The following is a 25,895-nucleotide window of genomic DNA, read 5'->3' on the forward strand; positions in this document are numbered from 1 at the left end:
GCGCCCGAACGCTTAGCGGCACGTCGCGATGGCCAGGGTCGCCGCCGCGGTGCGCGTTTCTACCCCGAGTTTCACGTAGACGTGTTCCAGGTGCTTGTTCACCGTGCGGGGCGAGAGGCCGAGGATGTCGCCGATGTCGCGATTGGTCTTGCCGCAGGCGACCCAGTGCAGCACCTCGACCTCGCGGCCGGTCAGCTGGTAGCGGCTGCTGAGCGGCGCCAGGTCCAGCGCGGTCCTGGCATGCGGGCGGCTCGCTGGCAGGCTGCGCGCCGCCTGGAGTTCGCGCGCCGTGCGCAGGTGGGCGGCGACTCGTGCCAAGACCTCATCGGTCTTGAGTGGCTTGGTCACGTAGTCGATGCCGCCCGCGGCGAAGGCCTCCACCACGTGCTCGCTCTCGGTCAGGGCGGTCATGAACAGCACCGGGATGTCGGCCAGTTCGGCCTGGGCCTTGATCCGCCGGCAGGTCTCGAAGCCATCCAGCCCGGGCATCATGGCGTCCAGCAGCACCACGTCCGGGCGGCGGCGCTGCATGCGTTCCAGGGCGCTGGCGCCGTCCAGGGCCACCAGCACCATGTAGCCGCTGGCGTCCAGGGCGTCGGAGAGCAGGGCGAGGTTGTCTGGCGTGTCATCGACGATCAGCACCACGCTGGGCGGTAGGGCGGCGGTCATGGATTCTCTCCTTCCAGGGGCAGGTCGGCCGGCTGCAGCGCGTCTTTGAGACGGCGATTGAAGTCGTTGAGCTGAAAGCGTTTCACCAGTGCGCGCAGGGTATCGACATAGGCGGCGCTGGCCGGCTCCTCGCGCTCGATGCGGTCCAGGCAGGCGTGGATGCCTTTCACATAGCCCAGCGCCCCAAGCTCCTGTAACGCTTCCAGACTGGCAGCGCTCGGCGGTTGGAGCGAAATCGATCGTGCGCCAGGCGGTCCGGCGGTCCGCTCCAGCCAGGTCAGATTCAGGTGCATCCTGATCTTTTCCAGCAGCTGCGGCGTATGGACCGGTTTGGCCAGGTAATCATCGCAGGCGGCCGCGGTGCTGCGTTCGCGATCAACGGCGAAGGCATTGGCGGAAATGACGATGATCGGCGCCCTGGACAGGCCATTGCGGCGGATCAGCGCGCTGGTCTCCAGTCCGTCCAGCAGCGGCATGGAAAGATCCATGAGGATGAGGTCCGGCTGCCAGAGGGCAACCTGGCGGATGGCGTCCTGGCCATTGGCGGCCTCCGCCAGTTCGAAGCCAAGAGGTTCGAGCATGCCGGCCAGCACCCGGCGGTGATCCAGGTGGTCGTCCACCAGCAGCACCCGGCGTCGCGGGCCCTGATAGCCGCTGATGCTGTGTTCGACGTGGACCAGCGCCTGGGGCACCCGTACCTCGGACAGGAACAGGCGCACCACGAAGCGGGTGCCCTGGCCGGGCGTGCTGGTCACGTCAAGGGCGCCGCCCATCAACGTCACCAACATGCGGGTGATGGTCAGACCCAGTCCCAGGCCGTTGTCCTGGCGCAGCGGATCACCCCGTTCGAAGGGTTGGAACAGCCGCTCCAGCTGCTCTGCGGCGATGCCCAGACCGCTGTCGATGACCTCGAAGGTAGCGGTTTCCCGCGCATAGGTGACCGCCAGGATCACGCCACCCTGGTCGGTGTAGCGCACGGCATTGCCGAGCAGATTGATGAGGATCTGCCGCACCCGTTTTTCATCGCCGCGCACCACGGCGGGGAGGCGTCCCCCGACCTCGAGGGCAAAGCTCAGACCCTTGTCCTGGGCCTGGGGCGTGAACATCTGCTGCAGCTGTTCGAGAAACTCCGGAAAGGGAATCTCCGAGGGTTCCAGCTGCAGCTTGCCCGCTTCGATCCGGGCCACGTCGAGCAGGCCGTCGATCAGCGAGAGCAGGTGCGAGCCATTGCGGTAGATGGTGGCCAGGGCATCCAGCTGATGGCCGCTGCTGGCCGGATCACGCTGCAGGATCTGGGTATAGCCGAGGATGCTGTTCAGCGGCGTGCGCAACTCGTGGGACAAGCCCGTAACGTAGCGGCTCTTGGCCGCGTTGGCGGCTTCGGAAGCCTCCTTGGCCCGCTGCAGCGCTTCGTCGGTCCTGCGGTGCGCCTCGATCTCCTGCATCAGCAGCGCGGTCTGCCGGGTCGATTCCTCCAGCGCCACATGGCGGCTCTCGCGGGTCAGCACCACCCACCAGGCCAGGGCGCCGGCAAACAGCGTGAGCACCATGAAGGCCTTGAAGAATCCCTGATACAACAGGTGACGCTCATCGACCTGCAGCCCCTGGGAGACCTGGCTGTAGATCAGCGCCAGGGCGCAGAACATCAGCCCGACCATGACCAGCAGCACGCCCAGATAGTGCGCCAGGCGGGTATGCAGGCGCGGCACCGAGGTGTTCGGCAGCAGCCAGCGCAGCAGGGTGTCGACCTGCTCGGCGAGGCGCGCCCTGGGCTTGCAGAGATCGCCACAGCGGGCATCCAGGGCGCAGCAGAGCGAGCAGATGGGCGCGCCGTAAGCAGGGCAGAAGGCGATGTCTTCGCGCTCGAAAGCATTGGTGCAGAGCACGCATTCCAGATGGACCTGCGCGGGATGCAGCAACTTCAGCACGCTGGTCCGGGCAATGTAGTAGCGGCCCTGGGTGAGCCAGGCCAGCAGCGGCGCGCAGATCAGCGCGGAAACCAGGGATACCAAGGGTGAGGCGGCTTGCGCCAGGGCGCCGAACAGCCCCGCATGAGCCAGACCGGACAGCAGCGAGGCGAGCAGCATGGCACCGACGCCGACCGGGTTGATGTCGTAGAGGTGCGCCCGCTTGAACTCTATGTGCCGGGGTGACAGCCCTAGAGGCTTGTTGATCACCAGGTCGGCGACCACGGCGCCGATCCAGGCGATGGCGATGTTGGCATAGAGCCCAAGCACCTCCTGGATGGCCTCGAACACTCCCAGCTCCATCAGCATCAGGGCGATCAGCACGTTGAACACCAGCCAGACCACCCTTCCCGGGTGGCTGTGGGTGACCCGGGCGAAGAAGTTGGACCAGGCCAGGGAGCCGGCATAGGCATTGGTCAGGTTGATCTTGACCTGGCTGACGATGACGAACAGCACCATGGCCCCCATGGCCCAGCCGGGCGAGGCGAACACGTAGCCGAAGGCGACCAGGTACATCTGGGTAGGTTCGGCGGCACGCTCCAGGGGAATCTCGTGCTGCAGGGCGAGAAAGGCCAGGAAGGCGCCGGCCAGCATCTTCAGGGCGCCGGGCACTATCCAGCCGGGACCGGCCATCAGCAGCGCCGCCCACCAGCGCCGGCGATTCTGCGCGGTCTTTTCCGGAAGAAAGCGCAGGTAGTCGACCTGCTCGCCCACCTGGGTCACCAAGGCCAGGGCCACGGTACAGGCGGCGCTGAAGGACAGCAGGTTGAAGGCGCCGGCCTCGCCCTCGCGGCCGGCGAAGGTGGTCCAGTCCGCCAGGGCCCCGGGATTCTTGGCGATGACGAAGGCATAGGGCAACAGCAGCAGGATCAGCCAGAGCGGCTGGCTCCAGAGCTGCAGGCGGTTGATCAGGGTGATGCCATAGGTGACCAGGGGGATGACGATGATCGAACAGATGACATAGGCCAGGGCCAGCGGAATGCGGAAGTACAGTTCCAGGGCCAGCGCCATGATCGCCGCTTCCAGCGCGAAGAACAGGAAGGTGAAGCTGGCGTAGATCAGCGAGGTGATGGTCGAGCCGATGTAGCCGAAGCCGGCGCCGCGGGTCAGCAGGTCCATGTCCACCCCGTAGCGCGCCGCGTAATAGCTGATCGGCAGGGCGGTGAGAAAGATCACCAGGCTCGCCGCCAGCACGGCCCAGAGGGTATTGGTGAAGCCATAGCTGATCGCCAGGGCGCCACCGATGGCTTCCAGGGCCAGAAAGGACACGGCGGCCAGGGCGGTGTTGGCGATGCGGAATTCCGACCACTTGCGAAACGACCGGGGCGTGTAGCGCAGGGCGTAGTCTTCCAGCGTCTCGTCGGCCACCCAGCTGTTGTAGTCCCTGCGGATCTTGGCGATGCGTTGCGTCCCGGTCTGCTGCACGGCAGGGCTCCTGGGGTCTGCGTGGCGGTGTTCAGGCAAGTTCCATGCCTCGGCCGTCTTGGCCTCCTGCCTCTCTGTGGCCACTGTCTGCCCGGCCTGGCGTGCCCCGCGCGGGCGCGCGACAGACAGAGCATGCCTCAGGGCGTTGCAGCGGGCTGTACGTCAGATGACGTAGGCCGTTACGTCATCCTGCGTATGTTCCGCGCCTGCTGTCCCGGCCCATCCTTGCTCCGCAGCGCAAGCCGCAGTCCCGGTCCCCGGGGGCGACCTGCACATCATCTAGAGGAGCGACAAGATGCACAGATCAGCGGGCGTGAAATCCAGTCTTCCGCGACGCCTGGCACTGGGCGCCGCGGCATTGTCCCTGTTGGCAGCCAGCGTGTTCAGCCAGGGCGTGATGGCGGACGCCGCCAATACCACCGGCCTGGCCGTGACCGATACCACCGTGACAGTCGGCCAGTTGCATTCCGCCACCGGCACCATGGCCATCTCCGAGACCGGGGCCATCCAGGCCGAGCGGCTGGCGATCGAGCAGATCAATGCCCAGGGCGGGGTGCTCGGGCGGCAGGTCAAGATCATCCAGGAAGACGGCGCCTCCGACTGGCCGACCTTCGCCGAAAAGGCCAAGAAGCTACTGGAGGCCGACAAGGTCGCGGCGGTGTTCGGCTGTTGGACCTCGGCCTCGCGCAAGGCGGTGCTGCCGATCTTCGAGAAGGACAACGGCCTGCTCTACTACCCGATCTTCTACGAGGGCCTCGAGCAGTCGAAGAACGTCTTCTACACCGGCCAGGAAGCCACCCAGCAGATTCTCTCGGCGCTGGACTGGCTGGCCAAGGAGAAGGGCGCCAAGACGTTCTACCTGGTGGGCTCGGACTACATCTGGCCGCGGACCTCGATGAAGATCGCCCGCAAGCACATTGAAAACGTGCTGCATGGCGAGGTGGTGGGGGAGGAGTACTACCCGCTGGGCGGCACCCAGTTCGGTTCCCTGACCAACAAGATCAAGCTGAAAAAGCCCGATGTGGTCTTTGCCGCGGTCGTCGGGGGCTCCAACGTGGCCTTCTACAAGCAGCTCAAGGCGGCTGGCATCACTTCGGCCAAGCAGACTCTGCTGACCCTCTCGGTGACCGAGGATGAGATGCTCGGCATCGGTGGCGAGAACATGGCCGGCTTCTACTCCTCGATGAAGTACTTCCAGACCCTGGACAATCCCAACAACAAGGCCTTCGTCGAGGCGTTCAAGGCCAAGTACGGCAAGGGTGCGGTGGTGGGCGACGTCACCCAGGCGGCCTATCTCGGTCCCTGGTTGTGGAAGATGGCGGTGGAGAAGGCCGGCAGCTTCGATGTCGACAAGGTGGTCGCGGCGTCTCCGGGCCTGGAGCTGAAGACCGCACCGGAAGGCTACGTGAAGGTTCACGAGAACCATCACCTTTGGAGCCGCTCGCGCATCGCCCAGATCCAACCGGACGGCACCTTCAAGGTGGTCCACGAATCCGCCGATCTGATCGAGCCCAATCCTTTCCCCAAAGGCTACCAGTAAGCCTTGCCTGACCGGAGGCGTCGCCTGACGGACGCCTCCGTCCACCTTCACGGGAAGATCTCCATGGAAAGCTTATCCGACTTCGGCGCGATCGCCGTGATGCAGGGTTTCAACGGCCTTTCGGTGTTCTGCGTGTTGCTGCTGATGGCGCTGGGGCTGGCGATCATCTTTGGGCAGATGGGCGTGATCAACATGGCCCATGGCGAATTTCTCACCGTGGGGGCCTACACCACCTACGTGATGTCCTCGCTTACCCTGCACCTGTTTCCGGCCTTGCAGCCCTACTACTTCTTTTTCGCCCTGATCCTGGCGTTCTTCGTCGCCGGCGCCATCGGCTGGTTGGTGGAGTGGGCGATGATCAGCCGGCTCTACCAGCGCCCGCTGGACACCCTGCTGGCCACCTGGGGCCTGTCGCTGATCCTGCAGCAGGTGTTTCGCTCGGTATTCGGCGCCCGCGAGGTCAGTGCCGAACTGCCGGAATGGATCATGGGCTCCTGGAGCCCGACCGCCAGCATCGATATCCCCAAGAACGGCCTGTTCGTCATGGTCGTGACTGCGCTGCTGACCCTGACCCTGTTCTTCATGCTGTACCGCTCGCGCTGGGGGCTGCAGGTGCGCGCCACCATGCAGAACCGGGTGATGGCTCGCGCCGTGGGTATCAACACCCGCCGCGTAGACCGCCTGACCTTCGCCCTGGGCTGCGGCGTGGCCGGGGTGGCGGGCGCGGCCTTCACCACCATCGGCTCCATCGGTCCGACCTCGGGCTCGCTGTATATCGTCGACACCTTCCTGGTGGTGGTCTTTGGTGGCGCAGCCAGCCTGCTCGGCACCATCGCCTCGGCCTTCGGGATCGCCCAGGCGCAGTCGCTGCTGGAATTCTTCCTCTCTGGTTCCATGGCCAAGGTGCTGACCCTGTCGGCGGTGATCCTCATCCTGATGCTGCGGCCCCAGGGGCTGTTTTCGGCAAAAGTCCGCAAGTAGGGAGTCCACGATGAACAAGGCAATCGACAACCTGCTCGGCGGCCGGCAGGGCACCTTAGGCCTGCTGGTATTGGCCGCGCTGATCCTGCTGGTGTTTCCGCTGACCCTGGACATCTTCCGCCTGAGCATGGTCGGCAAGTACCTGACCTACGCCTTCGTCGCGGTCGGCCTGGTGCTCTGCTGGGGCTATGGCGGCATCCTCAGTCTCGGCCAGGGAATCTTCTTCGGTCTCGGCGGCTACTGCATGGCGATGTTCCTCAAACTCGAAGCCTCGGATCCGGAAAGCACCAAGATCCAGTCCACCCCCGGCATTCCCGACTTCATGGACTGGAACCAGATTACCGAGCTGCCCTGGCTATGGCAGCCGTTCCACAGCTTCGGCTTCACCCTGGTGGCGGTGATCACGGTTCCGGTGCTGCTGGCCTTCATCATCGGTCTGGCGATGTTCAAGCGGCGGGTAGGGGACGTGTACTTTTCCATAGTGACCCAGGCCATCGCCGCCATCCTGACCATCCTCATCATCGGCCAGCAGGGCCTCACCGGCGGGGTCAATGGCATCACCGACCTGAAGACGCTGCTGGGCTGGGACATCCGTTCGGACAGCGCCAAGGTGATCCTCTACTTCGTCAACGCGGCGCTGCTGTTCGGCTGCATCCTGGTCGGCCGCTTCGTCCTGAGCTCCAAGCTGGGCCGGCTGCTGGTGGCCATGCGTGACAAGGAGGAGCGGGTGCGCTTCTCCGGCTACGACGTGGCCAGCTTCAAGATCTTCGTGTTCTGCCTGGCCGCGGCCTTCTCGGCGGTGGGCGGGGCCATGTTCGCCCTGCAGGTGGGCTTCATGTCGCCGTCCTTCGTCGGCATCGTGCCCTCCATCGAGATGGTCATCTTCGCCGCCGTCGGCGGCCGGCTGTCGCTGTTGGGCGCCGTGTACGGCGCGCTGCTGGTGAATTTCGGCAAGACCTACTTCTCCGAATCCTTCCCCGAACTCTGGCTGTACCTGATGGGCGGGCTCTTCATCGTGGTCGTCCTCTATTTCCCCAACGGCCTGGCCGGTCTGTGGAAGAGCCATGGGCAGCGCCTGGTGGCACGCCTGAGACGCCAGCCGGCGAGCGCGCCCGTCACCTCGTCAGCGCCGCACACGGCAACCAAAGCCTCCCGCCTGGAGACCACGCCATGATTACCAGTCCCGTCGGTTTCCAGCTCGCCAAGCCGGTACTGGCCATCGAAGGCCTGACCGTCTCCTTCGACGGCTTCAAGGCGGTGAACGACCTCAATCTCTATGTCGACCGCAACGAGGTACACGTGGTGATCGGCCCCAACGGCGCCGGCAAGACCACGGTACTGGACCTGATTTGCGGCAAGACCCGCGCCACCGCCGGCAGCATCGAATTCAACGGTCGTGAACTGACCCGGATGAAGGAATTCGACATCGTTCGCGCGGGTGTCGGCCGCAAGTTCCAGAACCCCTCGATCTACGAGAATCTCACGGTGTTCGAGAACCTGGAGATGTCCTATCCCGAAGGCCGCAAGGTATTCGGTGCGCTGTTCTTCAAGCGCAGTGCGGCGGTGGTCGCGCGGGTGCAGGCGGTGGCCGCGGAGATCTTTCTCGCCGACCTGCTGCACCAGCAGGCCGATCTGCTCTCCCACGGCCAGAAGCAGTGGCTGGAGATCGGCATGCTGCTGATGCAGGACCCGGAGCTGCTGATGCTCGACGAACCGGTGGCGGGCATGAGCGTGTCCGAGCGATCCCAGACCGCCGAGCTGCTCAACCGCATCAGTCAGGGGCGCTCGGTGCTGGTCATCGAGCACGACATGGAATTCGTCAAAAGCATCGCCCACAAGGTCACGGTGCTGCACCAGGGCAAGGTACTGGCCGAAGGCAGCATGGAAGCGGTGCAGAGCAATCCCAAGGTTATCGAGGTGTACCTGGGGCACTGAGCCCTCGCCTCCAGCCCTTTTCCTGCAGTCGATCACGGGAGAACCCGGTCATGTTCACCATCCAGAACCTCGTCTCCGGCTACGGTCAGAGCCGCATCCTCCACGACCTCAGCCTGGACGTGGCGCACAAGGAAATCGTCGCCGTCATGGGCCGCAACGGCATGGGCAAGAGCACCCTGTTCCGCAGCCTGATGGGTATTCTGCCGACCTGGAGCGGCCACGTAGCGGTGGACGGCCAGGACGTCTCCCGGCTGGAGACCCACCAGCGCGTCGAGCGTGGCATCGCCTATGTGCCGCAAGGGCGAATGATCTTTTCCCACATGACGGTGCTGGAAAACATCCAGACCGGCCTACCGGCCTCCGCGCGAGGCAAGGTGCCGGACGATCTCTATGCGCTGTTCCCGGTGCTGCATGAGATGCGCCAGCGCAAGGGTGGCAACCTCTCCGGTGGCCAGCAGCAACAACTGGCCATCGCCCGCGCCCTGGCCACCAATCCCAAGGTGCTGCTGCTGGACGAGCCGACCGAGGGCATCCAGCCCTCGATCATCAAGGACATCGCCCGCACCCTGAAGGAGATCCGCGCCCTGCGTGACTTGACCATCGTGGTGTCAGAGCAGGTGCTGTCCTTCACCCTCGAGATCGCCGACCGTTTTCTGGTGATCGAGAAGGGCCGCTTCGTGGTCGAGGAAACCCGCGACAAAGTCGACGAGGCCACCATCAGCCGCTATCTGTCGGTCTGATCCCGGCGCTCTGCGCGGCCGCCCTGCAGCAGCACGGCGGTCGCTTCCGGCTGCCTGGTAATCCCGTCCAAGCCTTGCCTTGTCTGGGTTTGCGCCTACGTCATCCGACGTATTTGCAGCCCCAATCCCAGCCCCGAGACTGACCTGGAACCCTCCCGCTACCGCCAACAGCCAGGAGCTGCGCGATGACCGACACCCTGATCAAAGTTGACCTTAACCAGGCCGCCACCGACAACGAGAACGTCCACAACCGCTGGCATCCGGACATCCCCATGGCCTGCTGGGTCAAGCCGGGGGATGACTTCATCCTGGAAACCTACGACTGGACCGGTGGCGCGATCAAGAACGACGACGATGCGAGCGACGTACGCGATGTCGACCTGTCGACCGTGCATTATCTTTCCGGCCCGGTAGGGGTGAAGGGCGCCGAGCCGGGCGACCTGCTGGTGGTCGATCTGCTCGACATCGGCGCCAAGGCCGAGTCCCAGTGGGGCTTCAACGGCTTCTTTTCCAAGCAGAACGGCGGCGGCTTTCTCACCGATTACTTTCCCTCGGCGCAGAAATCCATCTGGGACTTCGAGGGCATGTTCACCAAGAGTCGCCACATCCCCGGCGTACGCTTCGCCGGGCTCATCCACCCCGGACTGATCGGCTGCCTGCCGGACCCCAAGTTGCTGGCCAACTGGAATGCCCGCGAGCAGGAGTTGATCGACAGCAACCCGACCCGGGTACCGCCCCTGGCCAATCCGCCGTTCGCCGCGACCGCCCACATGGGCAAGCTTACCGGCGCGGCCCGCGACGCGGCAGCCGCTACCGGCGCACGCACCGTACCGCCGCGCGAGCATGGCGGTAACTGCGACATCAAGGACCTGTCGCGTGGCTCGAAGATCTTCTTCCCTGTCTATGTGGAGGGCGCGGGCCTTTCGGTGGGCGACCTGCACTTCAGCCAGGGCGACGGTGAGATCACCTTTTGCGGCGCCATCGAGATGGCCGGCTGGGTGCATATGAAGGTCGAGCTGATCAAGGGTGGCATGGCCAAGTACGGCATCAAGAATCCCATCTTCAAGCCCAGCCCCATCGTGCCCACCTACAACAACTTCCTGATCTTCGAAGGCATCTCGGTGGATGACGCCGGCAAGCAGCACTACCTGGACGTCAACCTGGCGTACCAGCAGGCCTGCCTCAATGCCATCGAGTACCTGAAGAAATTCGGCTACAGCGGCGCCCAGGGCTATTCGCTGCTGGGCTCGGCGCCGGTGCAGGGCCACATCAGCGGGGTGGTCGACATTCCCAACGCCTGCGCCACCCTCTGGCTGCCGACGGACATCTTCGAATTCGACATCAATCCCACTGCCGCCGGACCGACCCGCTACCTGGACGGCAGCATCGACATGCCCATCGCCTACGACAAGTGAGCCGCCCGGGTGCGGCCGCCGGTCGCGCCCCCGCCGCCAGGAGCCCGTCATGCCGATCTACGAATACGACTGCCCCGACTGCGGGGATTTCACCCTGCTGCGGCCCATGGCCCAGCGCGACGATCCCTGCAGCTGTCCCGTCTGTGCTACGCCCAGCCCCCGGGTGATCCTCAGTGCCCCTGGCCTGGCGACCCTGGCGCGCGGGGCGCGTCGCGCCCAGGAGACCAATGAGCGTTCGCGCCACGCGCCCCAATCCCTTGAGGAATACCAGGCCAAGCGCAGTCATGGCGCCGGTTGCAGCTGCTGCGCGCCAAGCAAGCCGGCGGCCCGCAGCAAGGCCAATCCCCATGGCCTGAAGACCAGTCCGTCAACCCGCCCCTGGATGATCAGCCACTGATTCCCGGTCCAGCCCTTTCGAAGGAGCCACTCCATGCGCCACGGCGATGTTTCCAGCAGCCCCGATACCGTCGGCGTTGCTGTCGTCAACTACCGGATGCCACGCCTGCACAGCAAGGCGGAGGTGCTGGCCAACGCCCAGCAGATCGCCGCGATGATCAAGGGCATGAAGCTCGGCCTGCCGGGCATGGATCTGGTAGTGTTCCCCGAGTACAGCACCATGGGCATCATGTACGACAAGGACGAGATGATGGCCACCGCCGCGACCATCCCCGGCGAGGAGACGGCGATCTTCGCCGCCGCCTGCCGCGAGGCCAGAACCTGGGGGATCTTTTCGCTCACCGGCGAACGCCACGAGGAGCACCCGCACAAGGCGCCCTACAACACCCTGGTGCTGATCGACGACCATGGCGAGATCGTGCAGAAGTACCGCAAGTGCATTCCCTGGTGCCCCATCGAGGGCTGGTATCCCGGTGACCGCACCTATGTCAGCGAGGGGCCCAAAGGCTTGAAGATCAGCCTGATCATCTGCGATGACGGCAACTACCCGGAAATCTGGCGCGACTGCGCCATGAAGGGTGCCGAGCTGATCGTACGTTGCCAGGGCTACATGTATCCGGCCAAGGAGCAGCAGGTGCTGATGGCCAAGACCATGGCCTGGGCCAACAACTGCTATGTGGCGGTGGCCAACGCCACCGGCTTCGACGGGGTGTACAGCTACTTCGGCCATTCGGCGCTGATCGGTTTCGATGGCCGCACCCTCGGTGAGTGCGGCGAGGAGGAGATGGGCATTCAGTACGCCCAGCTGTCGATCTCGCAGATTCGCGATGCCCGCGCCAACGACCAGTCGCAGAACCACCTGTTCAAGCTGCTGCACCGCGGCTACACCGGTGTCTACAACTCCGGCGACGGCGACAAGGGGGTGGCCGACTGTCCCTTCGACTTCTATCGCACCTGGGTCCTGGATGCGCAGAAGGCCCAGGCCGACGTCGAGCGGATGACGCGCTCCACCCTCGGTGTAGCGGACTGCCCGGTGGGGAAATTACCGCATCCCGGTCAGGAACGTCAGCTGGGTTAGCGCCAGCGGCGCGAGGAGCGGGCCATGCCTTTCGTCAATGACCTGATCGAGCATAACCGTGGCCAGCTCGCATGCGAGGGGCAGGCGCCTTTACCCTCCCGGTTCCTGTTCGAGCCGGCAGCGGTCATGGTCCTGCTGCGAGCGCGCATCCTTGGTCAGGCCAGAGTGCTCGATGAGGTGGAAGCCCTGCTCAAGGTGGTCAAGGCCGACATCGGTGATCCGGAAAGACCCCTGGGCGTCAGTCTGTTCCTTGGCCCCACCGGGGTCGGCAAGACCGAGATCGTGCGCCTGCTGGCCCAGGCTATTCATGGTCGGGCAGATGCCCTATGTCGCATCGACATGAACACCCTGGCCCAGGAGCACTACGCCGCAGCCCTGGCCGGCGCGCCGCCCGGCTATGTGGGCAGCAAGGAAGGCACCACGCTGTTCGATGCCGAGGCCATCGCCGGTAGTTACGGCCGCCCTGGCATCGTATTGTTCGACGAGTTGGAAAAGGCCGATCGCCAGGTCATCCGTACCCTGTTGAATGTACTCGACAGCGGCCAGCTGGTGCTCAGCGCCGGCAGCAAGCGACTGGATTTTCGCAACAGCCTCATCTTCATGACCAGCAACCTGGGTGCCCGCGCCGTCCAGCAGCAGCGTACCCGCTTCGCGCGTGGCTGGCGGCGCTGGCTCAAGCTGTCGGCGGATCCTGAACCTATCCTGGAAGAGACGCTGCATGCGCATTTCGATCCGGAATTTCTTAATCGTATCGAGCGGATCCTGGCGTTCGAGCGCATCGATCAGGACTGGCTACCCGGGCTGCTCGCCATCGAGCTGGACAAGCTCAATCAGCGTCTGGGCCGCCGGGGAAAAAGCCTGGAGCTGCACAACAGCGCCAGGGCCTTCCTGACCCGTGATCACGATCCCCGCTTCGGCGCTCGCGATCTGGTCCGGCGGCTGCGCCGGCTATTGGAGCCAGCGGTGGCCGACTGTCTGCTAGCGCAGCCGATGGCTGTCCGGTTGCTGGCGATTCAGGAGGGGGAGCGTCTGGTGGTGCGCGAGGTAGACGCCGGCTGATGGCTTCCCACGGGGCTCGGGACCCGATCCAGATTCCCGAGCCTGGGATTACGCTAGTGGGCGCTGCGACTCGCCAACCACGCCCGCCACCCACCATGCGCCGTGATGTCCTCGGCCCCCGCCAGGCCATAGGGCTCGCAGATGAAGCCGGTTTCCCAGCTGCCATCGGCCAGTTCCACCTTGCCCAGGCCGAGCGGGGCGGGGATGCCGGTGAGAAAGCTGCCCAGTTCGCTGCTGGGCAGCTCCCAGACCTCCACCTCGATGGCGGCGCCGTCTTCGGCGACCCGGACCATGCCTGGGCGTAGCGGCGGGCCGCCGGCCAGGGCGTGGAGGCGATAGTGCGGCGCGCTCCGGGTCAGGGCTAGGGGGTGGGCACCGCGGGCGAGCAACTGGCCGTTGAGGGGCAGCCCCTGCAGGTGGGCACCGCAGACCACCAGGCGGGCACGGTCATGGCGGGCGGGACGCGCCGGCAGGCTGGCGTGCGGCAGGGCGCCCCCGACCAGCGCCAGGCCCTGGGCTTCCTGCAGGGCCGCGGCCAGGCTCAGCAGGTACTGGTCGGTGAAGACCCGGCCGAACAGCGTCACGCCCCAGGGCAGTCCGTTGGCCATGACGCCCGCCGGCACGGCCACGGCGGCGTAGTCCAGCAGGTTCATGAAGTTGGTGTAGTAACCCAGGTCGGCGTTGCGGGCGACCGGTTCGGCGGCCAGTTCCGACAGGGTCACCGGGCGCGGATAGGTGGGGGTGAGCACGCAGTCCAGTTCGGCGAGCAGGGCGTCGCACCGGGCTTTCAGCGCCTGCAGGCGGTAGCCGGCGCGAAAGGCGTCCACCGCCTTGGTGCCGGGCGCCTTTTCCAGCACGGCGCGGATCACCGGCAGTACGGCGTCCGGCTCGGCCTCGATCAGGGCGCCAACCACGCTGTAGCGTTCGGCCACCCAGGGACCCTCATAGAGCAGGCGTGCAGCTTCCAGGAAGGGCGCAAGATCCAACGGTACGGCTTCGCCACCCAGGGCTTCCAGCTGCGCCTTGGCCGCCGCGAACAGCGCCGGGCTTTCCGGGCAGCCGAGGAACTCCAGCTGGGTCGGGACGCCGAAGCGGAAGGGCCGCGGGCGGCCGAAGGCGCCGGCGTCGTTCCACTGTGGATTGGCGCGGCTGTAGGGATCGCGCGGATCGAAGCGGGCGGTGAGCGCCAGAAGCGTGCTGGCTTCGGCGGCGGTGGCGGTAAAGAAGGTCACGCAGTCCAGCGTCTGGCAGGCGGGCACCACGCCGGCGGTGGACAGCAATCCCTTGCTGCCCTTGAGACCCACCAGGTTGTTCAGCCCCGCGGGCACGCGCCCGGAACCGGCGGTATCGGTGCCCAGGGCGAAGCTGGCGACACCCAGGGCCACGGCCAGGGCCGAACCGGCACTGGAGCCGCCGGAAGGATAGTCCGGGTGAACACTGTTGCGACAGGCGCCGTAGGGCGAACGGGTGCCGTTGAGGCCGGTGGCGAACTGGTCGAGATTGCACTTGCCCAGCGGCACGGCGCCCAGGGCGACCAGCTGTTCCACCAGGGTCGCCGAGCGCTCGGGCACATAGGCATAGGCCGGGCAGGCCGCCGTGGTGGGGATGCCGGCGAGGTCGATGTTGTCCTTGATGGCGAAGGGGATGCCATAGAGCGGCAGCTCGGCGGGATCGCGAGCGTCCAAGGCGGCGAGATAGGGCTCCAGCTCGGCTGGGGTCAGCAGGTGGATGAACAGGTGGTATTCGGGGTTGAGGGCCGCGGCCTGCTCCCGCAGTTCGGCGATGAGCGTGCGTGGGGTCCGGGTCCCGGCGGCATAGGCGGCGCTCAGGGTGTCGAGGCGCAGATCGAATGTCATGGTGGCTTCCTTCACGTCTTGTCGATGACCAGCAGGCGCTGGCCGGCGCGGATCGGCGAGCCGGGCTGAACCTGCAGGTCGTGGATCCGGCCGCTGCAGGGCGCGAGCAACGGGATTTCCATCTTCATGGATTCCAGGATCAGCAACGGCTGGCCGGCTTCCACCTGGTCGCCCGGCTGCACCTGGGCCTGCCAGAGATTGCCGGCCACCGGGCTTTCCAGGGCCAGCTGGTGGCTGGCGAGGGGGGCATCCTCGGTGGCTTCGACGGCGGCTTCCTGGCTGTCGAAATGCGCCTGGCCGGAGTCGATCCAGCGCTGCCGCTCGGCGGCGAAGGCGCTCTGCTGGCGCGTGCGGAAGGTGGTAATGCCCTCGGCTTCGCGTGCCAGGAAGGCCTGGTAGTCGGCCAGGGACAATTCGCTCTCTTCGATGCGCAGCGGCACGCGACCCAGGGGGAAGTCCGCGCGGATGCGCAGCAGCTCGTCCGCCGACACCTCATGGAAGCGGATCTGATCGAAGAAGCGCAGCAGATAGGGCTGGCCGTGGAAGGCTTCCACGGCACGGTAGCGATTCCACATCTGCAGGGTGCGACCGACGAACTGGTAGCCGCCGGGACCTTCCATGCCATAGACGCACAGATAGGCGCCGCCGATGCCCACCGAGTTTTCCGCGGTCCAGGTGCGCGCCGGGTTGTACTTGGTGGTCACCAGCCGGTGCCGCGGATCCAGGGGTGTGGCCACCGGGGCGCCGAGGTAGACATCGCCCAGGCCCATCACCAGGTAGCTGGCGTCGAAGACGATGCGCTTGACCGCCTCCAGGGACTCCAGGTCATTCACCCGGCGGATGAACTCCAGGTTGCTCGGGCACCAGGGCGCGTCCTTGCGTACCGTGGTGGTGTATTTCTCGATGGCCAGGCGGCAGGCCGGATCATCCCAGGACAGCGGCAGATGGACGATGCGCGAGGGTACCCGCAGGTCCTGGGCATCGCCCAGCGCCTGCCAGCAGCGACTGACCGCCGCCAGCAACTCGGCCAGGGGCAGGGCCTCGGGCTGGTAGTGCACCTGCAGCGAGCGGATGCCGGGGGTGAGCTCGCACAGCCCGGGCAGCGCCAGCGCGGCCAGCGCCTGCATCAGCCCATGGCCGCGAAAGCGCAAGGCCAGGTCCAGCTCCGGTGGGCCGATCTCCAGCAGCAGATGGGTATCCCCGGAAAGCCGCGCCACCAGGCGCTCGGCGCCCTGGCCCAGATCCAGCACCACGGGATCGCCGCGCTCGGGCGTAATGGCGATCTCCGCCTGCGGCTGCAAGCTGCTTTCCTCGGCCAGGCGTGCCTGCTGCAGGCGCCGCGCGGTCGCCAGGTCCACCGGCAGGAAGCGCAGCCGGTCGCCGGCCTTGAGCTGGCCCAGTTGCCAGAGGTCGGCTTCGATCACCGTGACCGGGCAGACGAAGCCGCCCAGGCTGGGGCCGTCGGGGCCGAGGATGACCGGCATGTCGCCGGTGAAGTCCACGGCGCCGACTGCGTAGGGATTGTCATGGATGTTGGAGGGATGCAGACCGGCCTCGCCGCCGTCTTCGCGGGTCCATTCCGGCTTGGGGCCGATCAGGCGCACGCCGGTACGACTGGAATTGAAGTGCACCTCCCAGTCGGTGGCGAGAAAGAGATCCAGATAGGCCGGGCTGAAATAGTCCGGCGCACCATGCGGCCCATAGATGACGCGCAGGGTGCGGGTCTCGGGCAGCCGGGTGGTCAGGGCGGCGGGCAGTCGGGCCTCCGCGCGTGCGTCGGTCAGCGGGTGCAGGTGCAGCACGTCGCCGGCGCGCAGGGCGCGGCCACCGTGACCGCCGAACTGGCCGAGGGTGAAGGTGCTGCGACTGCCCAGGTAGTCAGGCAGGTCCAGGCCGCCTCTCAGGCAGAGATAGCTGCGGGCGCCGGCGCCGGTGATGGCGCCCAGGTGCAGGATGGCACCCGCGGGGACGCGAAAGACGCTGTCCATGGCCTGGGGTTGGTCATTCAGCAGGATCGGCAGCGCCGCGCCGGTGACCGCCACCACGGCCTCGGTGTTGAACCTGAGGGTGGGGCCGGCCAGGGTGATTTCCAGGGCGGCCGCGCGGCCATCGTTGCCGAGCAGGCGATTGCCCAGGCGCAGGGCGCGGTCGTCCATGGGGCCGGAAGGGGGAATGCCCACCGACCAGTAGCCGAGGCGTCCGGGGGCGTCCTGCACCGTGGTCTGGGTGCCGGCACTGAGCACCTCCAGGGTGGTGGCCTGGTAGGTCAGGCCTTCCAGGCAGCGGGTCCAGGGCTGGCCGCTGGCGAAGGGCGCGGCGGCGAGGATCTGCTGCAGGTAGTCGCCATTGGTTTCCACGCCATAAAGCCGGGTTGCGGCCAGGGCCTGGTCGAGGCGCTGCCGAGCCGAGTCCCGGTCCGGGGCCCAGGCGATAACCTTGGCCACTAGGGGATCGAAATAGGGGGGGATCTCGCAGCCGGCTTCGACCCAGGTGTCCAGGCGCAGCGCCCGGCCATCAGCGGATGGAAAGTCGACCTGGGTGAGCAGCCCGGGGCTGGGCTGGAAGTCGCGGCCCGGGTCTTCGGCATAGAGTCGCGCCTGGATGGCATGGCCCTGGGGGCGAAGCTCCTTGGCCAGCTCGGCCAGCGGCGGCAGGTCACCGGCGGCCAGTTCGATCATCCAGCGCACCAGGTCCACGCCCCAGACCTGCTCGGTGACGCCGTGCTCGACCTGCAGCCGGGTGTTCACCTCAAGGAAGTAGAAGCGGTCGGCGGCGCTGTCGTAGACGAACTCCACGGTACCGGCGCTGCGATAGCGCACCGCGCGCGCCAGCTCCAGCGCGGCGGCACAGAGCGCTTCGGCCATGCCGGCCGGCAGGTTGGGCGCCGGGGTTTCCTCCAGCACCTTCTGGTTGCGGCGCTGTACCGAGCAATCGCGCACGCCCAGCGCCAGGACCTCGCCCCGACCATCGCCGAACACCTGCACCTCCAGGTGCCGCGCCCGCTCGATGTATTTCTCCAGGAAGACGCCGGCATCGCTGAAGTTGTTCTGACCCAGCCGGCGCACGGCGTCGAAGCCCTCGGCGAGTTCAGGGTCCGTGCGGCACACGCGCATGCCGATGCCGCCACCGCCGGCAGTGCTCTTGAGCATCACCGGATAGCCGATCTCCTGCGCGGCCGCCAGGGCCGCCTCCGGGGTCTCCAGCAGCTCGGTGCCCTCCAGTAGCGGCACGCCCTGGGCGCGCGCCAGGGCCCGCGCCGTGTGCTTGAGTCCAAAGGTACGCAGTTGCTTGGGGGTAGGGCCGACGAAGGCGATGCCGGCCGCTTCGCAGGCTTCGGCGAAGGCGGCGTTCTCGGAAAGGAAGCCATAACCCGGGTGAATGGCCTGGGCGCCGCTCTGGCGCGCGACCTCGAGCAGCTTGGCGGTGTCCAGGTAGGTGGCCGCGGCAGCGCCTTCGCCCAGGCTGAAGGCCTGGTCGGCCTCGCTGACGTGGCGGCTGGCGCGATCGGCTTCGCTGTAGACGGCGACCGCGGCGACGCCCAGGTCGCGCAGGGTGCGCTGGATGCGGCAGCTGATGGCGCCACGGTTGGCGATGAGCAGGGTGGTGAACATTCGAGGCGTCCTCGAAGGCGGCGGGCCGTCCCGCCAGATAAAAGCTCTCGGGGTCGTCCCCAAGAGGCCGCGCGAGGGCGGTAGGTCAGTCGGCGTCTAGCGCTTGCCGCGGTAGCTGTAGCGCCCGGCGCGGACTTCGCAGAGGCGATGGAGACGCGGTCGCAGCCACTGCCAGAGCTGGCGTGCGCGGGTCAGTCCCATAGCAGCACCTCCGCCGGGGTGGGGTTCCAGCCGTTGCAGGGGTTGTTGAGTTGCGGGCAATTGGAAATAAGCAGGATGACGTTGGTCTCGGCGCGCAACTCCACATACTTGCCGGCGCCGGAGATGCCATCGGCGAAGGTCAGGCCGCCGTCCGCGGTCACCGGCACGTTCATGAAGAAGTTGATGTTGGCGCCGATGTCGCGCTTGCCCAGGCGCCCGTCATGGCCACCGGCGCAGAGGAAGTTGTCACGGCAGCTGTGCATCTGCCGGCGATCCAGGGCGTAGCGCACCGTGTTGCTCTCCTGGGAGCAGGCGCCGCCCAGGGTGTCGTGGCGGCCACAGGTGTCGGCGACGATGGTCAGCAGGGGATTGCCCAGGTTGGAATAGAGCACGCTGCCGGTCGACAGATAGACCCGGCCCTGGCGTCTCAGGGTGCGCTGGGGATCGTAGCGTTCCTGGGGGTTGGCGGCGGCGTAGAAGAGGGTGTCCACCGCCTGGTTGCCTTCCAGGTCATGGATGCGCAGGGTCTGGCCGGCCTTGACCTCCTTGAGGTAGGGCGCTCCGGCCGGCAGGAGGGCGCGGTAGCTGGCATCTTCCGGGCGTTTGGTGCTGGCGATCAGGGTCATGGCAGGGCCTCAGAGGAAGTAGCGGGCGGTGTTCTGGAAGGCGCGCTCGTTTTCCGGGCGCGAGGTGCGGCAGCGTTCGGCCACCTCGGGCGCCGCGCGCAACTGGGCGAGATCGACCGGGCGCGGCGCATAGACCGGGTCCGGGTCCAGCGGATGCTGCAGGGCGGTCAGCACCACCAGGGTGTTCATGGGGGCATGCAGCTCGATCAGATCGCCGGCGCGGGAGTTGCCGGGCACGAAGGCAAAGGCGCCCGCGGCATCCACGTCCACCCGGCTGAACAGGTTGAGGGTCATCAGCAGGTCTTCCAGGCCCAGGCCCCACTTGGCCAGTTCCACCAGCAGGTTGTCGGTGCCATTGCGGTGGAAGCCGTTGCGCAACTCCTGATAGCGACCCGCGCCGTATTTCTCCGCCACCTCGGCGGCATTGGCCACGCCGCCAAAGCTGTCGTGCCAGCCGCAGGTGTCGCGCACCACGGCCGCCAGCACCCGCCCCATGTCGGAATAGAGGCAATGGCCGGCGGTGAGACGCGCGGTGTGCTGGCCCTTGAGAGTATCGGGCAGGTTCAACCGCTCGCTGCGGTCATCGGCATTGAACAGCAGCAGGCTGACATTGGCGCCGCCTTCCACGTCGGTCAGCCGCAGGGTCTGGCCGCGGCGCAGGATGAAGGAGGCGGTGCCGCCGCCGGGGACGCGTTCCTGGTAGAGCAGTTCGTCAGTCATGGGCAATCTCGTCAGGTAAGGGCTGGCCGAGTCCCAGCCGCATGCACGGGCCGGGTCTTGGCGGTCAGGGGCAGGTCGTAGGTGATGCGGGCGCCATAGGCGCCGGGGGCTTGCGGGTCCTGGCGGACCTTGTCGAACACCAGCACCCGGGTGGCCAGGCTGAAGCCCTCGTGCAGGTCATGGGTGACCATGAACACGGTGAGCGGGCGCTCGTGCCAGAGCTCCAGCAGCAGGGCGTGCATGTCCTTGCGGATGCCGGGATCGAGGGCGCCGAAAGGCTCGTCCAGGAGCAGGATGCGCGGCCGGGCGATCAGCGCCTGGGCGATGGCGAGGCGCTGCTGCATGCCGCCGGACAGCTGCCCCGGGTACTTGCCCAGCGCCTGGCCCAGGCCGACGCGTTCGAGCAGGGCGGCGGCCTGTTCCCGGGCCTGGCGCTTGGCCGTGCCCAGCAGCCGGCCGAGCAGCGGGGACCTGGGCAATTCCAGGCCCAGGGCGACGTTGTCCAGCACGCTCAGGTGGGGAAACACCGAATAGCGCTGAAAGACCACGCCCCGCTCGGGATCCGGTTCCGCCGAGAGCGGCTGACCATCGATGCGGATCTCGCCGCGGCTGGGCCGCTCCTGGCCGAGCAGCAGGCGCAGGAAGGTGGACTTGCCGCAGCCGGAGGCACCGACCAGGGCGCAGAATTCGCCTTCGCGCACCTGCAGATTGAGGCCTTCGAGCACCACCTGCTCGCCATAGCGCTGCCAGAGATTGCGGACCTCGATCATCAGCGACCCTCCCCGTACCAGGGAAAGGCGCGCCGCGTCAGCAGGCGCAGGCCCGCGTCCAGCAGCCAGGCCAGCAGGGTGATCCAGGCGACATAGGGCAGGATCACGTCCATGGCCAGATAGCGCCGCACCAGGAAGATGCGATAGCCCAGGCCATCGGTGGCGGCGATGGCCTCGGCGGCGATGAGAAACAGCCAGGCGGCACCCAGCTGCAGCCGCAGGGCGATGAGCAGGCGCGGCAGCAGTTGCGGCAGCACCAGGCGCAGGATCACCGTCCAGCTGTTGGCGCCCAGGGTCTGGGCCTTGATCAGCAGTTCGCGTGGCAGCTCCCGGGCGCGCTGGTCCAGCTCGCGGATCAGCACCGGGGTGACGCCCACCACGATCAGCATCACCTTGGCCAGTTCGCCCAGGCCGAAGACGATGAAGAGAATCGGCAGGATCGCCAGCGGCGGGATCATCGAGAGCACCGTCACCAGCGGCGACAGCGGCGCGCCGACCAGGGGCAGGCTGCCCGCGGCGATGCCCACCACCAGGGCGATCAGCGCGGCGATCCCCAGGCCCAGGCCCAGGCGTTGCAGGCTGGCCAGGGTGTCCTGCCAGAACGGATAACCCCGGGTACGCACGTCGGCGGTAAAGGCCAGGCGCTGTACCGCATCGGCCATCTGCGCCACGCTGGGCAACAGCTTGTCGTTGGGGTTTTCTGCCAGCCGGGTGGCCGAGCCCACCAGATAGAGCAGGGCGAGCAGGGCGAAGGGCAGCAGGACCAGCAGGAGCCGGCCGCCCCGATCGGGATGCCGATTGATGAAGCGCATGGGCGTCGTCCTCGCGGCGGGGCTCAGAGCTTGCCGTCGGCGGCCAGCTGTACGAAGGTCGGATCGAAGCGCAGCTTGAGATTGCCCGCGTCCCCGCTGGTCTTGCCGCCCGGATAGGCGATGCCGATGGCCTCGGCGCTGGGTGCGCCCTGGCCCAGCAGGCCGTGTTCGAAGGAGAAGTGGGCGATGCGCTGCATGGTGGTCGGCAGCGCGGGATCCTTGACGAAGGCCAGGGCCTCGGCGGGCGTGGCGAATAGCCGGGTTTTGTCCAGTTGCGCCTGGAAGCCGGCGAGATCGGTACCCGAGGCCTTGGCCATGGCCTCCAGAGCCGCCTTGCCCTTGGCGTCGCCGGATTGCATCAGCGCCAGCATCTCGAACCAGGCACCGGTCAGGGCCTTGCCCAGGGCCGGGTTGTCCTTGAGCGTGGCGGTGTTCACCACCAGCATGTCGAGGATCTCGCCGGGAATCTTGCTGGAATCGAATACCTCGGTGGTGTCGGGCTGAGCCTTGATCTCGGCCAGCAACGGATTCCAGGTCACCACGCTGCGCACGTCGGCGGTCTGGAAGGCGGCCACCATGTCGGCGTCGGAGGTGTTGACGGTGGTTAGGTCCCTCTCGCTCAGCCCCACGTTCTGCAGCGCTCGCGCCAGCAAATAGTGGGAGACGGAGAACTGCACCAGGTTAACCTGCTGGCCCTTGAGGTCGGCCAGGGTCTTGCCTTTGCCCTTCATCACCACGCCGTCGTTGCCGTTGGAGTAGTCGCTGACGATCAGCGCCGTGCTGTCCACGCCGCCGGCGGCCGGAATGGTCAGGGCGTCCATGTTGGTCATGGCGCAGCCGTCGAACTGGCCGGTGGTGTATTGATTGATGGATTCGACGTAGTCGTTGAGCTGCACGACCTCGATGTGGATGCCGTATTTCTTGGCCCACTTGTCGATGATGCCCTGGGCCTGGGCTTCGCCCCAGGGCATCCAGCCGGCATAGATCGTCCAGCACACCTTGAAGTCGTCACGCGGTGCCGCCTGAGCGGTGGCACCAAGCAGCAGGGAACAACCGAGAACGAGCGAGGCGAGCAGGGGATGGCGCATGGGACCTCCAATAGGATGGACGACGGGACAGGAGCACGCGACTGGCGCTGTGTCTCCCGGGCTTTTGTCCCGCCGTGTAACCCCATCAGAGGTCGACGACTCTCGGACCAGACACCCGCACGAGCGAGTCGGAACCCTAGTCATCCATTGCAGATTGTGGTGCATCAAACCGGCTGGCCGGTGCTCCTGCACCCTATGGCCTTTGCCAGATGCGTGCCAGTTACCGCCAGGTCCCGTACCAGGCGGATTGCTCGCCTGGACATTGAGGCTGCACCCCGCGCGCCGCCCCATCGCAGTGCGTTCGAAGCGGCGCAATGCACCGCTTTGATTCAGCGCCCCAGCGCCTCGATGAGCGCGTGGCGAAAGGCATTGACCGCCGGCGGCAATTCGCGGCCTGCCATGCTCTGCAATTCGATCCGGCGCGCCGCAAGGCCGTCATCCCGCAGCGGCAATGCCCGCAGCTGACCTTCGCGTAGCCGGCTGCGCAGGCTCAGTTCGCTGGAGAGCGCCACGCCGCCGCCCAAGGCGGCGAAGCGATAGAGCGCCTGCATGTTGTTGCTTACCAGCACCGGCTCGAAGGATAGTCCCTGGACGCCACAGCAGATGTCGAACAGCTGCCGCACCGTGGTATCGGGCATTGGCAGCGCCAGCGGAAAGGGCTGTAGATCGGCCAGGGTCAGCGCGGTACGGCCGGCGAGGGGATGTTCGGGCGCCACCACCGCCTCGATGGCGCCACTCAAGGTGGCGTCGACGCTGATGTCCGGCTCAGGCCTGAGGCTGAAGGTGAGGCCCAGGTCGGCATCGCCTTCCTGGACCTGGCGCGTGACCGCCGCCGGCGCGCAGACCTCCAGGGAAAAGTGGATACCGGCATAGCCCTGGCGAAAGGCAACGATGACCTCGGGCAGGAAGTCCAGCGAAAAGCCTTCGGTGGTGGCCAGACGCACCTGGCCGAGGCGCAGGTCGGCCAGGCCGCGCAGTTCGGCCGCCACCTGCTCGCTGGCCAGCTGCGCCTTGCGCGCATGCACCGCCAGACGCTCGCCGGCGGCGCTGGGCACCACCCCGCGAGCGCGACGTTCGAGCAGCGGTGTCTCCAGTTCGCGTTCCAGTTTGGCGATCTGGCGACTCACGGCACTGGCCGCGACATTGAGCCGTTGGGAGGCTTCGCTGATGGAGCCGCAACGCACCACCTCGAGGAAATAGCGCAGGGCGGTGGACTGGATTCCGTAGGGCTGCATGGGGTCTCCTTTGCCGAAAAGGCATGGCTCGCATCTAAATATTCTGCTTGTGGCATGGGATGGCAAGACCTAGAGTCGGGTCAAGAGACCAATAACAGGCTTCAGCAAGAACTCCTTCCCCGCGCTTCGCGGACCTGCCTTTGATCAACCACCGCCCCGGAGACAGACGGCATGGGACTCAAAGGTTTCGCTTGTGGCATCGCGTTTTCCCTCTTCCTGGCCCAGGGCCAGGCCTTCGCCGGCAAGGCCAACGACACCCTGGTCTACGCCTCCGACACCGAACCCGAAAACGTCAGCCCCTATCACAACGATGCCCGTGAAGGCGTCATCCTCGCCCACCTGGCCTGGGACACCCTGATCTACCGCGACCCCCAGACCGGCGAATACAAGCCGATGCTGGCCACCCACTGGCAGCAGGTCGATCCGCTGACCCTCGACTTCGATCTGCGCCAGGGCGTGACCTTCCACAACGGCGATCCCTTCACCGCCGATGACGTGGTCTTCACCTTCAATTACGTAGCCTCGCCCGAGGGCAAGGTGGTCACCCAGCAGAACGTCAACTGGATCAAGAGCGCCGAGAAGCTGGGCGAGTACAAGGTCCGCCTGCACCTCAAGCAGCCATTTCCAGCCGCGCTGGAATACCTGGCCAATCCCTTGCCCATCTATCCCGGCAAGTATTTCCAGAAGGTGGGCTTGGCGGGCTTCGCGCAGAAGCCGGTGGGTACCGGGCCCTATCGCATCGTCGCGGTCACCAGCGGCCAGGGGGTCACGCTGGAGCGCAATCCCGACTATTTCAAGGACAGCCCCCAGGGGCAGCCACGCATCGGCCATATCCAGTTCCGGGTGATTCCCGACGCCGAGACCCGACTCGCCGAACTCATGACCGGCGGCATCGACTGGGCCTGGCGCGTGGCGCCGGACCAGGCCGAGCAACTCAAGGCCGCGCCCAATCTCACCGTGGAGAGCGGCGCCAGCATGAGGATCGGCTTCCTCAGCATGGATGCCCAGGGCGCCTCCAGCCCGGATTCACCCTTTGCCAAGGCAGAGGTGCGCCAGGCGATCAATTACGCGATCAACCGTAAAGCCATCGCCAGTCAGCTCATGGGGGGCGGCAGCCAGCCGCTGCAGGTGGCGTGCTATCCGGAGCAATTCGGTTGCGACGCCAAGGCGTTACCGGGCTACCCCTACGACCCGGCGAAGGCCAAGGCCCTGCTCAAGGCCGCCGGCTATCCCAATGGCTTCAGCACCGAGATCTTCGCCTACCGCGACCGCGACGTGGTCGAGGCGCTGATCGGGGACCTGCGTGCGGTGGGCATCGACGCCAAGCTGCGCTATCTGAAATACGCCGCCCTGCGTGACCAGCAGCGCGCCGGCAAGGTGCCCATGGCCTTTCTGGCCTGGGGTTCCTTCTCCATCGCCGATGCTTCGGCGGCCACCGGCGTCTACTTCAAGGGCAATGCCGACGACGTGGCCAAGGATCCCCAGGTGATCGACTGGCTCAAGGTGGCCGACACCGCCATGGACCCGGCCGTGCGCAAGGAGAACTACCGCAAGGCGCTGCAGCGGATCGCCGAGCAGGCCTACTGGGCACCGGTGTTCAATTATTCCATCAACTACGCCTTCACCTCGGACCTGGCCTTCCAGCCCTATCCGGACGAGTTGCCGCGCTTCGCCCTGGCCCACTGGAACTGATCCGTCCCGGCGCCCCCACGGGGGGCGCCTTCAGAACCTGTTCAGGAGCTCGCGAGCTAGAGCCAAACAAGGCGAAAAG

At 66.5% G+C, this 25,895-nt stretch carries 20 protein-coding genes and 1 riboswitch; of the genes, 10 read left to right on the forward strand and 10 right to left on the reverse strand.

The annotated features are described in order from the left end of the window. Positions 1–12: 12 nt before the first annotated feature. Complete coding sequence (locus C722_RS0108880; RefSeq protein ID WP_017640171.1) at positions 13–669, reverse strand: response regulator; 657 nt, start codon at positions 667–669, stop codon at positions 13–15. Continuing rightward, positions 666–4,061: an ATP-binding protein gene (locus C722_RS0108885; RefSeq protein ID WP_017640172.1), complete on the reverse strand. Its 3,396-nt coding sequence runs from the start codon at positions 4,059–4,061 to the stop codon at positions 666–668. The genes C722_RS0108880 and C722_RS0108885 overlap by 4 nt, the downstream gene beginning before the upstream one ends. A gap of 295 nt (positions 4,062–4,356) precedes the next feature. Between C722_RS0108885 and urtA the strand changes: the two genes are divergently transcribed. From urtA to C722_RS0108930, 9 genes are all read left to right on the forward strand, one after another. After that, a complete protein-coding gene (gene urtA, locus C722_RS0108890; RefSeq protein WP_037063515.1) occupies positions 4,357–5,601 on the forward strand; it encodes an urea ABC transporter substrate-binding protein in 1,245 nt (414 codons plus the stop codon). Positions 5,602–5,664: 63 nt separating this feature from the next. Further along, positions 5,665–6,582, forward strand: a complete 918-nt coding sequence (urtB, locus tag C722_RS0108895) for an urea ABC transporter permease subunit UrtB (RefSeq protein ID WP_017640174.1) — start codon at positions 5,665–5,667, stop codon at positions 6,580–6,582. 10 nt (positions 6,583–6,592) lie between these two features. Then, positions 6,593–7,756, forward strand: a complete 1,164-nt coding sequence (gene urtC, locus C722_RS0108900; RefSeq protein WP_017640175.1) for an urea ABC transporter permease subunit UrtC — start codon at positions 6,593–6,595, stop codon at positions 7,754–7,756. Then, entirely contained in the window at positions 7,753–8,517 is a 765-nt protein-coding gene (urtD, locus tag C722_RS0108905; RefSeq protein WP_017640176.1) for an urea ABC transporter ATP-binding protein UrtD, read from the forward strand. Before urtC ends, urtD begins: the two co-directional genes overlap by 4 nt. Positions 8,518–8,567: 50 nt before the next feature. Continuing rightward, a complete protein-coding gene (gene urtE / locus C722_RS0108910; RefSeq protein ID WP_017640177.1) occupies positions 8,568–9,257 on the forward strand; it encodes an urea ABC transporter ATP-binding subunit UrtE in 690 nt (229 codons plus the stop codon). A gap of 185 nt (positions 9,258–9,442) precedes the next feature. Next, complete coding sequence (gene fmdA, locus C722_RS0108915) at positions 9,443–10,672, forward strand: formamidase (RefSeq protein ID WP_017640178.1); 1,230 nt, start codon at positions 9,443–9,445, stop codon at positions 10,670–10,672. A gap of 49 nt (positions 10,673–10,721) precedes the next feature. Further along, entirely contained in the window at positions 10,722–11,069 is a 348-nt protein-coding gene (locus tag C722_RS0108920) for a zinc ribbon domain-containing protein (RefSeq protein ID WP_017640179.1), read from the forward strand. 33 nt (positions 11,070–11,102) lie between these two features. Further along, positions 11,103–12,146, forward strand: coding sequence for an aliphatic amidase (locus tag C722_RS0108925; protein ID WP_017640180.1), 1,044 nt, complete (start codon positions 11,103–11,105; stop codon positions 12,144–12,146). A gap of 24 nt (positions 12,147–12,170) precedes the next feature. Next, a complete protein-coding gene (locus tag C722_RS0108930; protein ID WP_017640181.1) occupies positions 12,171–13,205 on the forward strand; it encodes an AAA family ATPase in 1,035 nt (344 codons plus the stop codon). A gap of 53 nt (positions 13,206–13,258) precedes the next feature. Here the strand turns inward: C722_RS0108930 and atzF are convergent, their stop codons facing one another. From atzF to C722_RS0108975, 8 genes are all read right to left on the reverse strand, one after another. Continuing rightward, positions 13,259–15,061 (reverse strand): allophanate hydrolase, encoded by a 1,803-nt coding sequence (gene atzF / locus C722_RS0108935; protein ID WP_017640182.1) that lies wholly within the window; start codon positions 15,059–15,061, stop codon positions 13,259–13,261. Positions 15,062–15,072: 11 nt separating this feature from the next. Further along, on the reverse strand, positions 15,073–18,672 hold the full coding sequence (uca, locus tag C722_RS0108940) for an urea carboxylase (protein ID WP_017640183.1): 3,600 nt from the start codon (positions 18,670–18,672) through the stop codon (positions 15,073–15,075). Between the two features lie 191 nt (positions 18,673–18,863). Next, the gene (locus tag C722_RS0108950) at positions 18,864–19,499 is read right to left on the reverse strand and encodes an urea amidolyase associated protein UAAP2 (RefSeq protein ID WP_017640185.1); all 636 of its coding nucleotides are present in this window, start codon (positions 19,497–19,499) and stop codon (positions 18,864–18,866) included. Positions 19,500–19,508: 9 nt separating this feature from the next. Next, the gene (locus C722_RS0108955; protein WP_017640186.1) at positions 19,509–20,219 is read right to left on the reverse strand and encodes an urea amidolyase associated protein UAAP1; all 711 of its coding nucleotides are present in this window, start codon (positions 20,217–20,219) and stop codon (positions 19,509–19,511) included. Between the two features lie 11 nt (positions 20,220–20,230). Beyond that, a complete protein-coding gene (locus C722_RS0108960; RefSeq protein WP_017640187.1) occupies positions 20,231–20,989 on the reverse strand; it encodes an ABC transporter ATP-binding protein in 759 nt (252 codons plus the stop codon). Beyond that, the gene (locus C722_RS0108965) at positions 20,989–21,801 is read right to left on the reverse strand and encodes an ABC transporter permease (protein WP_017640188.1); all 813 of its coding nucleotides are present in this window, start codon (positions 21,799–21,801) and stop codon (positions 20,989–20,991) included. The genes C722_RS0108960 and C722_RS0108965 overlap by 1 nt, the downstream gene beginning before the upstream one ends. A 23-nt stretch (positions 21,802–21,824) precedes the next feature. Continuing rightward, positions 21,825–22,889: a putative urea ABC transporter substrate-binding protein gene (locus C722_RS0108970; protein ID WP_017640189.1), complete on the reverse strand. Its 1,065-nt coding sequence runs from the start codon at positions 22,887–22,889 to the stop codon at positions 21,825–21,827. Positions 22,890–22,940: 51 nt separating this feature from the next. Then, positions 22,941–23,040, reverse strand: a riboswitch (guanidine-I (ykkC/yxkD leader). Positions 23,041–23,218: 178 nt separating this feature from the next. Then, positions 23,219–24,124, reverse strand: a complete 906-nt coding sequence (locus C722_RS0108975; protein WP_017640190.1) for a LysR family transcriptional regulator — start codon at positions 24,122–24,124, stop codon at positions 23,219–23,221. Positions 24,125–24,295: 171 nt separating this feature from the next. On the opposite strand from C722_RS0108975, the gene C722_RS0108980 reads away from it, so the two are divergent. Next, the gene (locus tag C722_RS0108980) at positions 24,296–25,816 is read left to right on the forward strand and encodes an ABC transporter substrate-binding protein (RefSeq protein WP_017640191.1); all 1,521 of its coding nucleotides are present in this window, start codon (positions 24,296–24,298) and stop codon (positions 25,814–25,816) included. The last annotated feature ends 79 nt before the right edge of the window (positions 25,817–25,895 follow it).

It is taken from the genome of Pseudomonas sp. 313, assembly GCF_000316965.1.
In the GTDB taxonomy this organism is placed as follows: Bacteria; Pseudomonadota; Gammaproteobacteria; order Pseudomonadales; family Pseudomonadaceae; genus Chryseomonas; species Chryseomonas benzopyrenica.

Bases quoted from the DNA above. Each gene is read 5' to 3' on its own strand.
- C722_RS0108880 (WP_017640171.1), bottom strand. From the start codon at position 669: ATGACCGCCGCCCTACCGCCCAGCGTGGTGCTGATCGTCGATGACACG.
- urtA (WP_037063515.1), top strand. From the start codon at position 4,357: ATGCACAGATCAGCGGGCGTGAAATCCAGTCTTCCGCGACGCCTGGCA.
- urtB (WP_017640174.1), top strand. From the start codon at position 5,665: ATGGAAAGCTTATCCGACTTCGGCGCGATCGCCGTGATGCAGGGTTTC.
- urtC (WP_017640175.1), top strand. From the start codon at position 6,593: ATGAACAAGGCAATCGACAACCTGCTCGGCGGCCGGCAGGGCACCTTA.
- urtD (WP_017640176.1), top strand. From the start codon at position 7,753: ATGATTACCAGTCCCGTCGGTTTCCAGCTCGCCAAGCCGGTACTGGCC.
- urtE (WP_017640177.1), top strand. From the start codon at position 8,568: ATGTTCACCATCCAGAACCTCGTCTCCGGCTACGGTCAGAGCCGCATC.
- fmdA (WP_017640178.1), top strand. From the start codon at position 9,443: ATGACCGACACCCTGATCAAAGTTGACCTTAACCAGGCCGCCACCGAC.
- C722_RS0108920 (WP_017640179.1), top strand. From the start codon at position 10,722: ATGCCGATCTACGAATACGACTGCCCCGACTGCGGGGATTTCACCCTG.
- C722_RS0108925 (WP_017640180.1), top strand. From the start codon at position 11,103: ATGCGCCACGGCGATGTTTCCAGCAGCCCCGATACCGTCGGCGTTGCT.
- C722_RS0108930 (WP_017640181.1), top strand. From the start codon at position 12,171: ATGCCTTTCGTCAATGACCTGATCGAGCATAACCGTGGCCAGCTCGCA.
- atzF (WP_017640182.1), bottom strand. From the start codon at position 15,061: ATGACATTCGATCTGCGCCTCGACACCCTGAGCGCCGCCTATGCCGCC.
- uca (WP_017640183.1), bottom strand. From the start codon at position 18,672: ATGTTCACCACCCTGCTCATCGCCAACCGTGGCGCCATCAGCTGCCGC.
- C722_RS0108950 (WP_017640185.1), bottom strand. From the start codon at position 19,499: ATGACCCTGATCGCCAGCACCAAACGCCCGGAAGATGCCAGCTACCGC.
- C722_RS0108955 (WP_017640186.1), bottom strand. From the start codon at position 20,219: ATGACTGACGAACTGCTCTACCAGGAACGCGTCCCCGGCGGCGGCACC.
- C722_RS0108960 (WP_017640187.1), bottom strand. From the start codon at position 20,989: ATGATCGAGGTCCGCAATCTCTGGCAGCGCTATGGCGAGCAGGTGGTG.
- C722_RS0108965 (WP_017640188.1), bottom strand. From the start codon at position 21,801: ATGCGCTTCATCAATCGGCATCCCGATCGGGGCGGCCGGCTCCTGCTG.
- C722_RS0108970 (WP_017640189.1), bottom strand. From the start codon at position 22,889: ATGCGCCATCCCCTGCTCGCCTCGCTCGTTCTCGGTTGTTCCCTGCTG.
- C722_RS0108975 (WP_017640190.1), bottom strand. From the start codon at position 24,124: ATGCAGCCCTACGGAATCCAGTCCACCGCCCTGCGCTATTTCCTCGAG.
- C722_RS0108980 (WP_017640191.1), top strand. From the start codon at position 24,296: ATGGGACTCAAAGGTTTCGCTTGTGGCATCGCGTTTTCCCTCTTCCTG.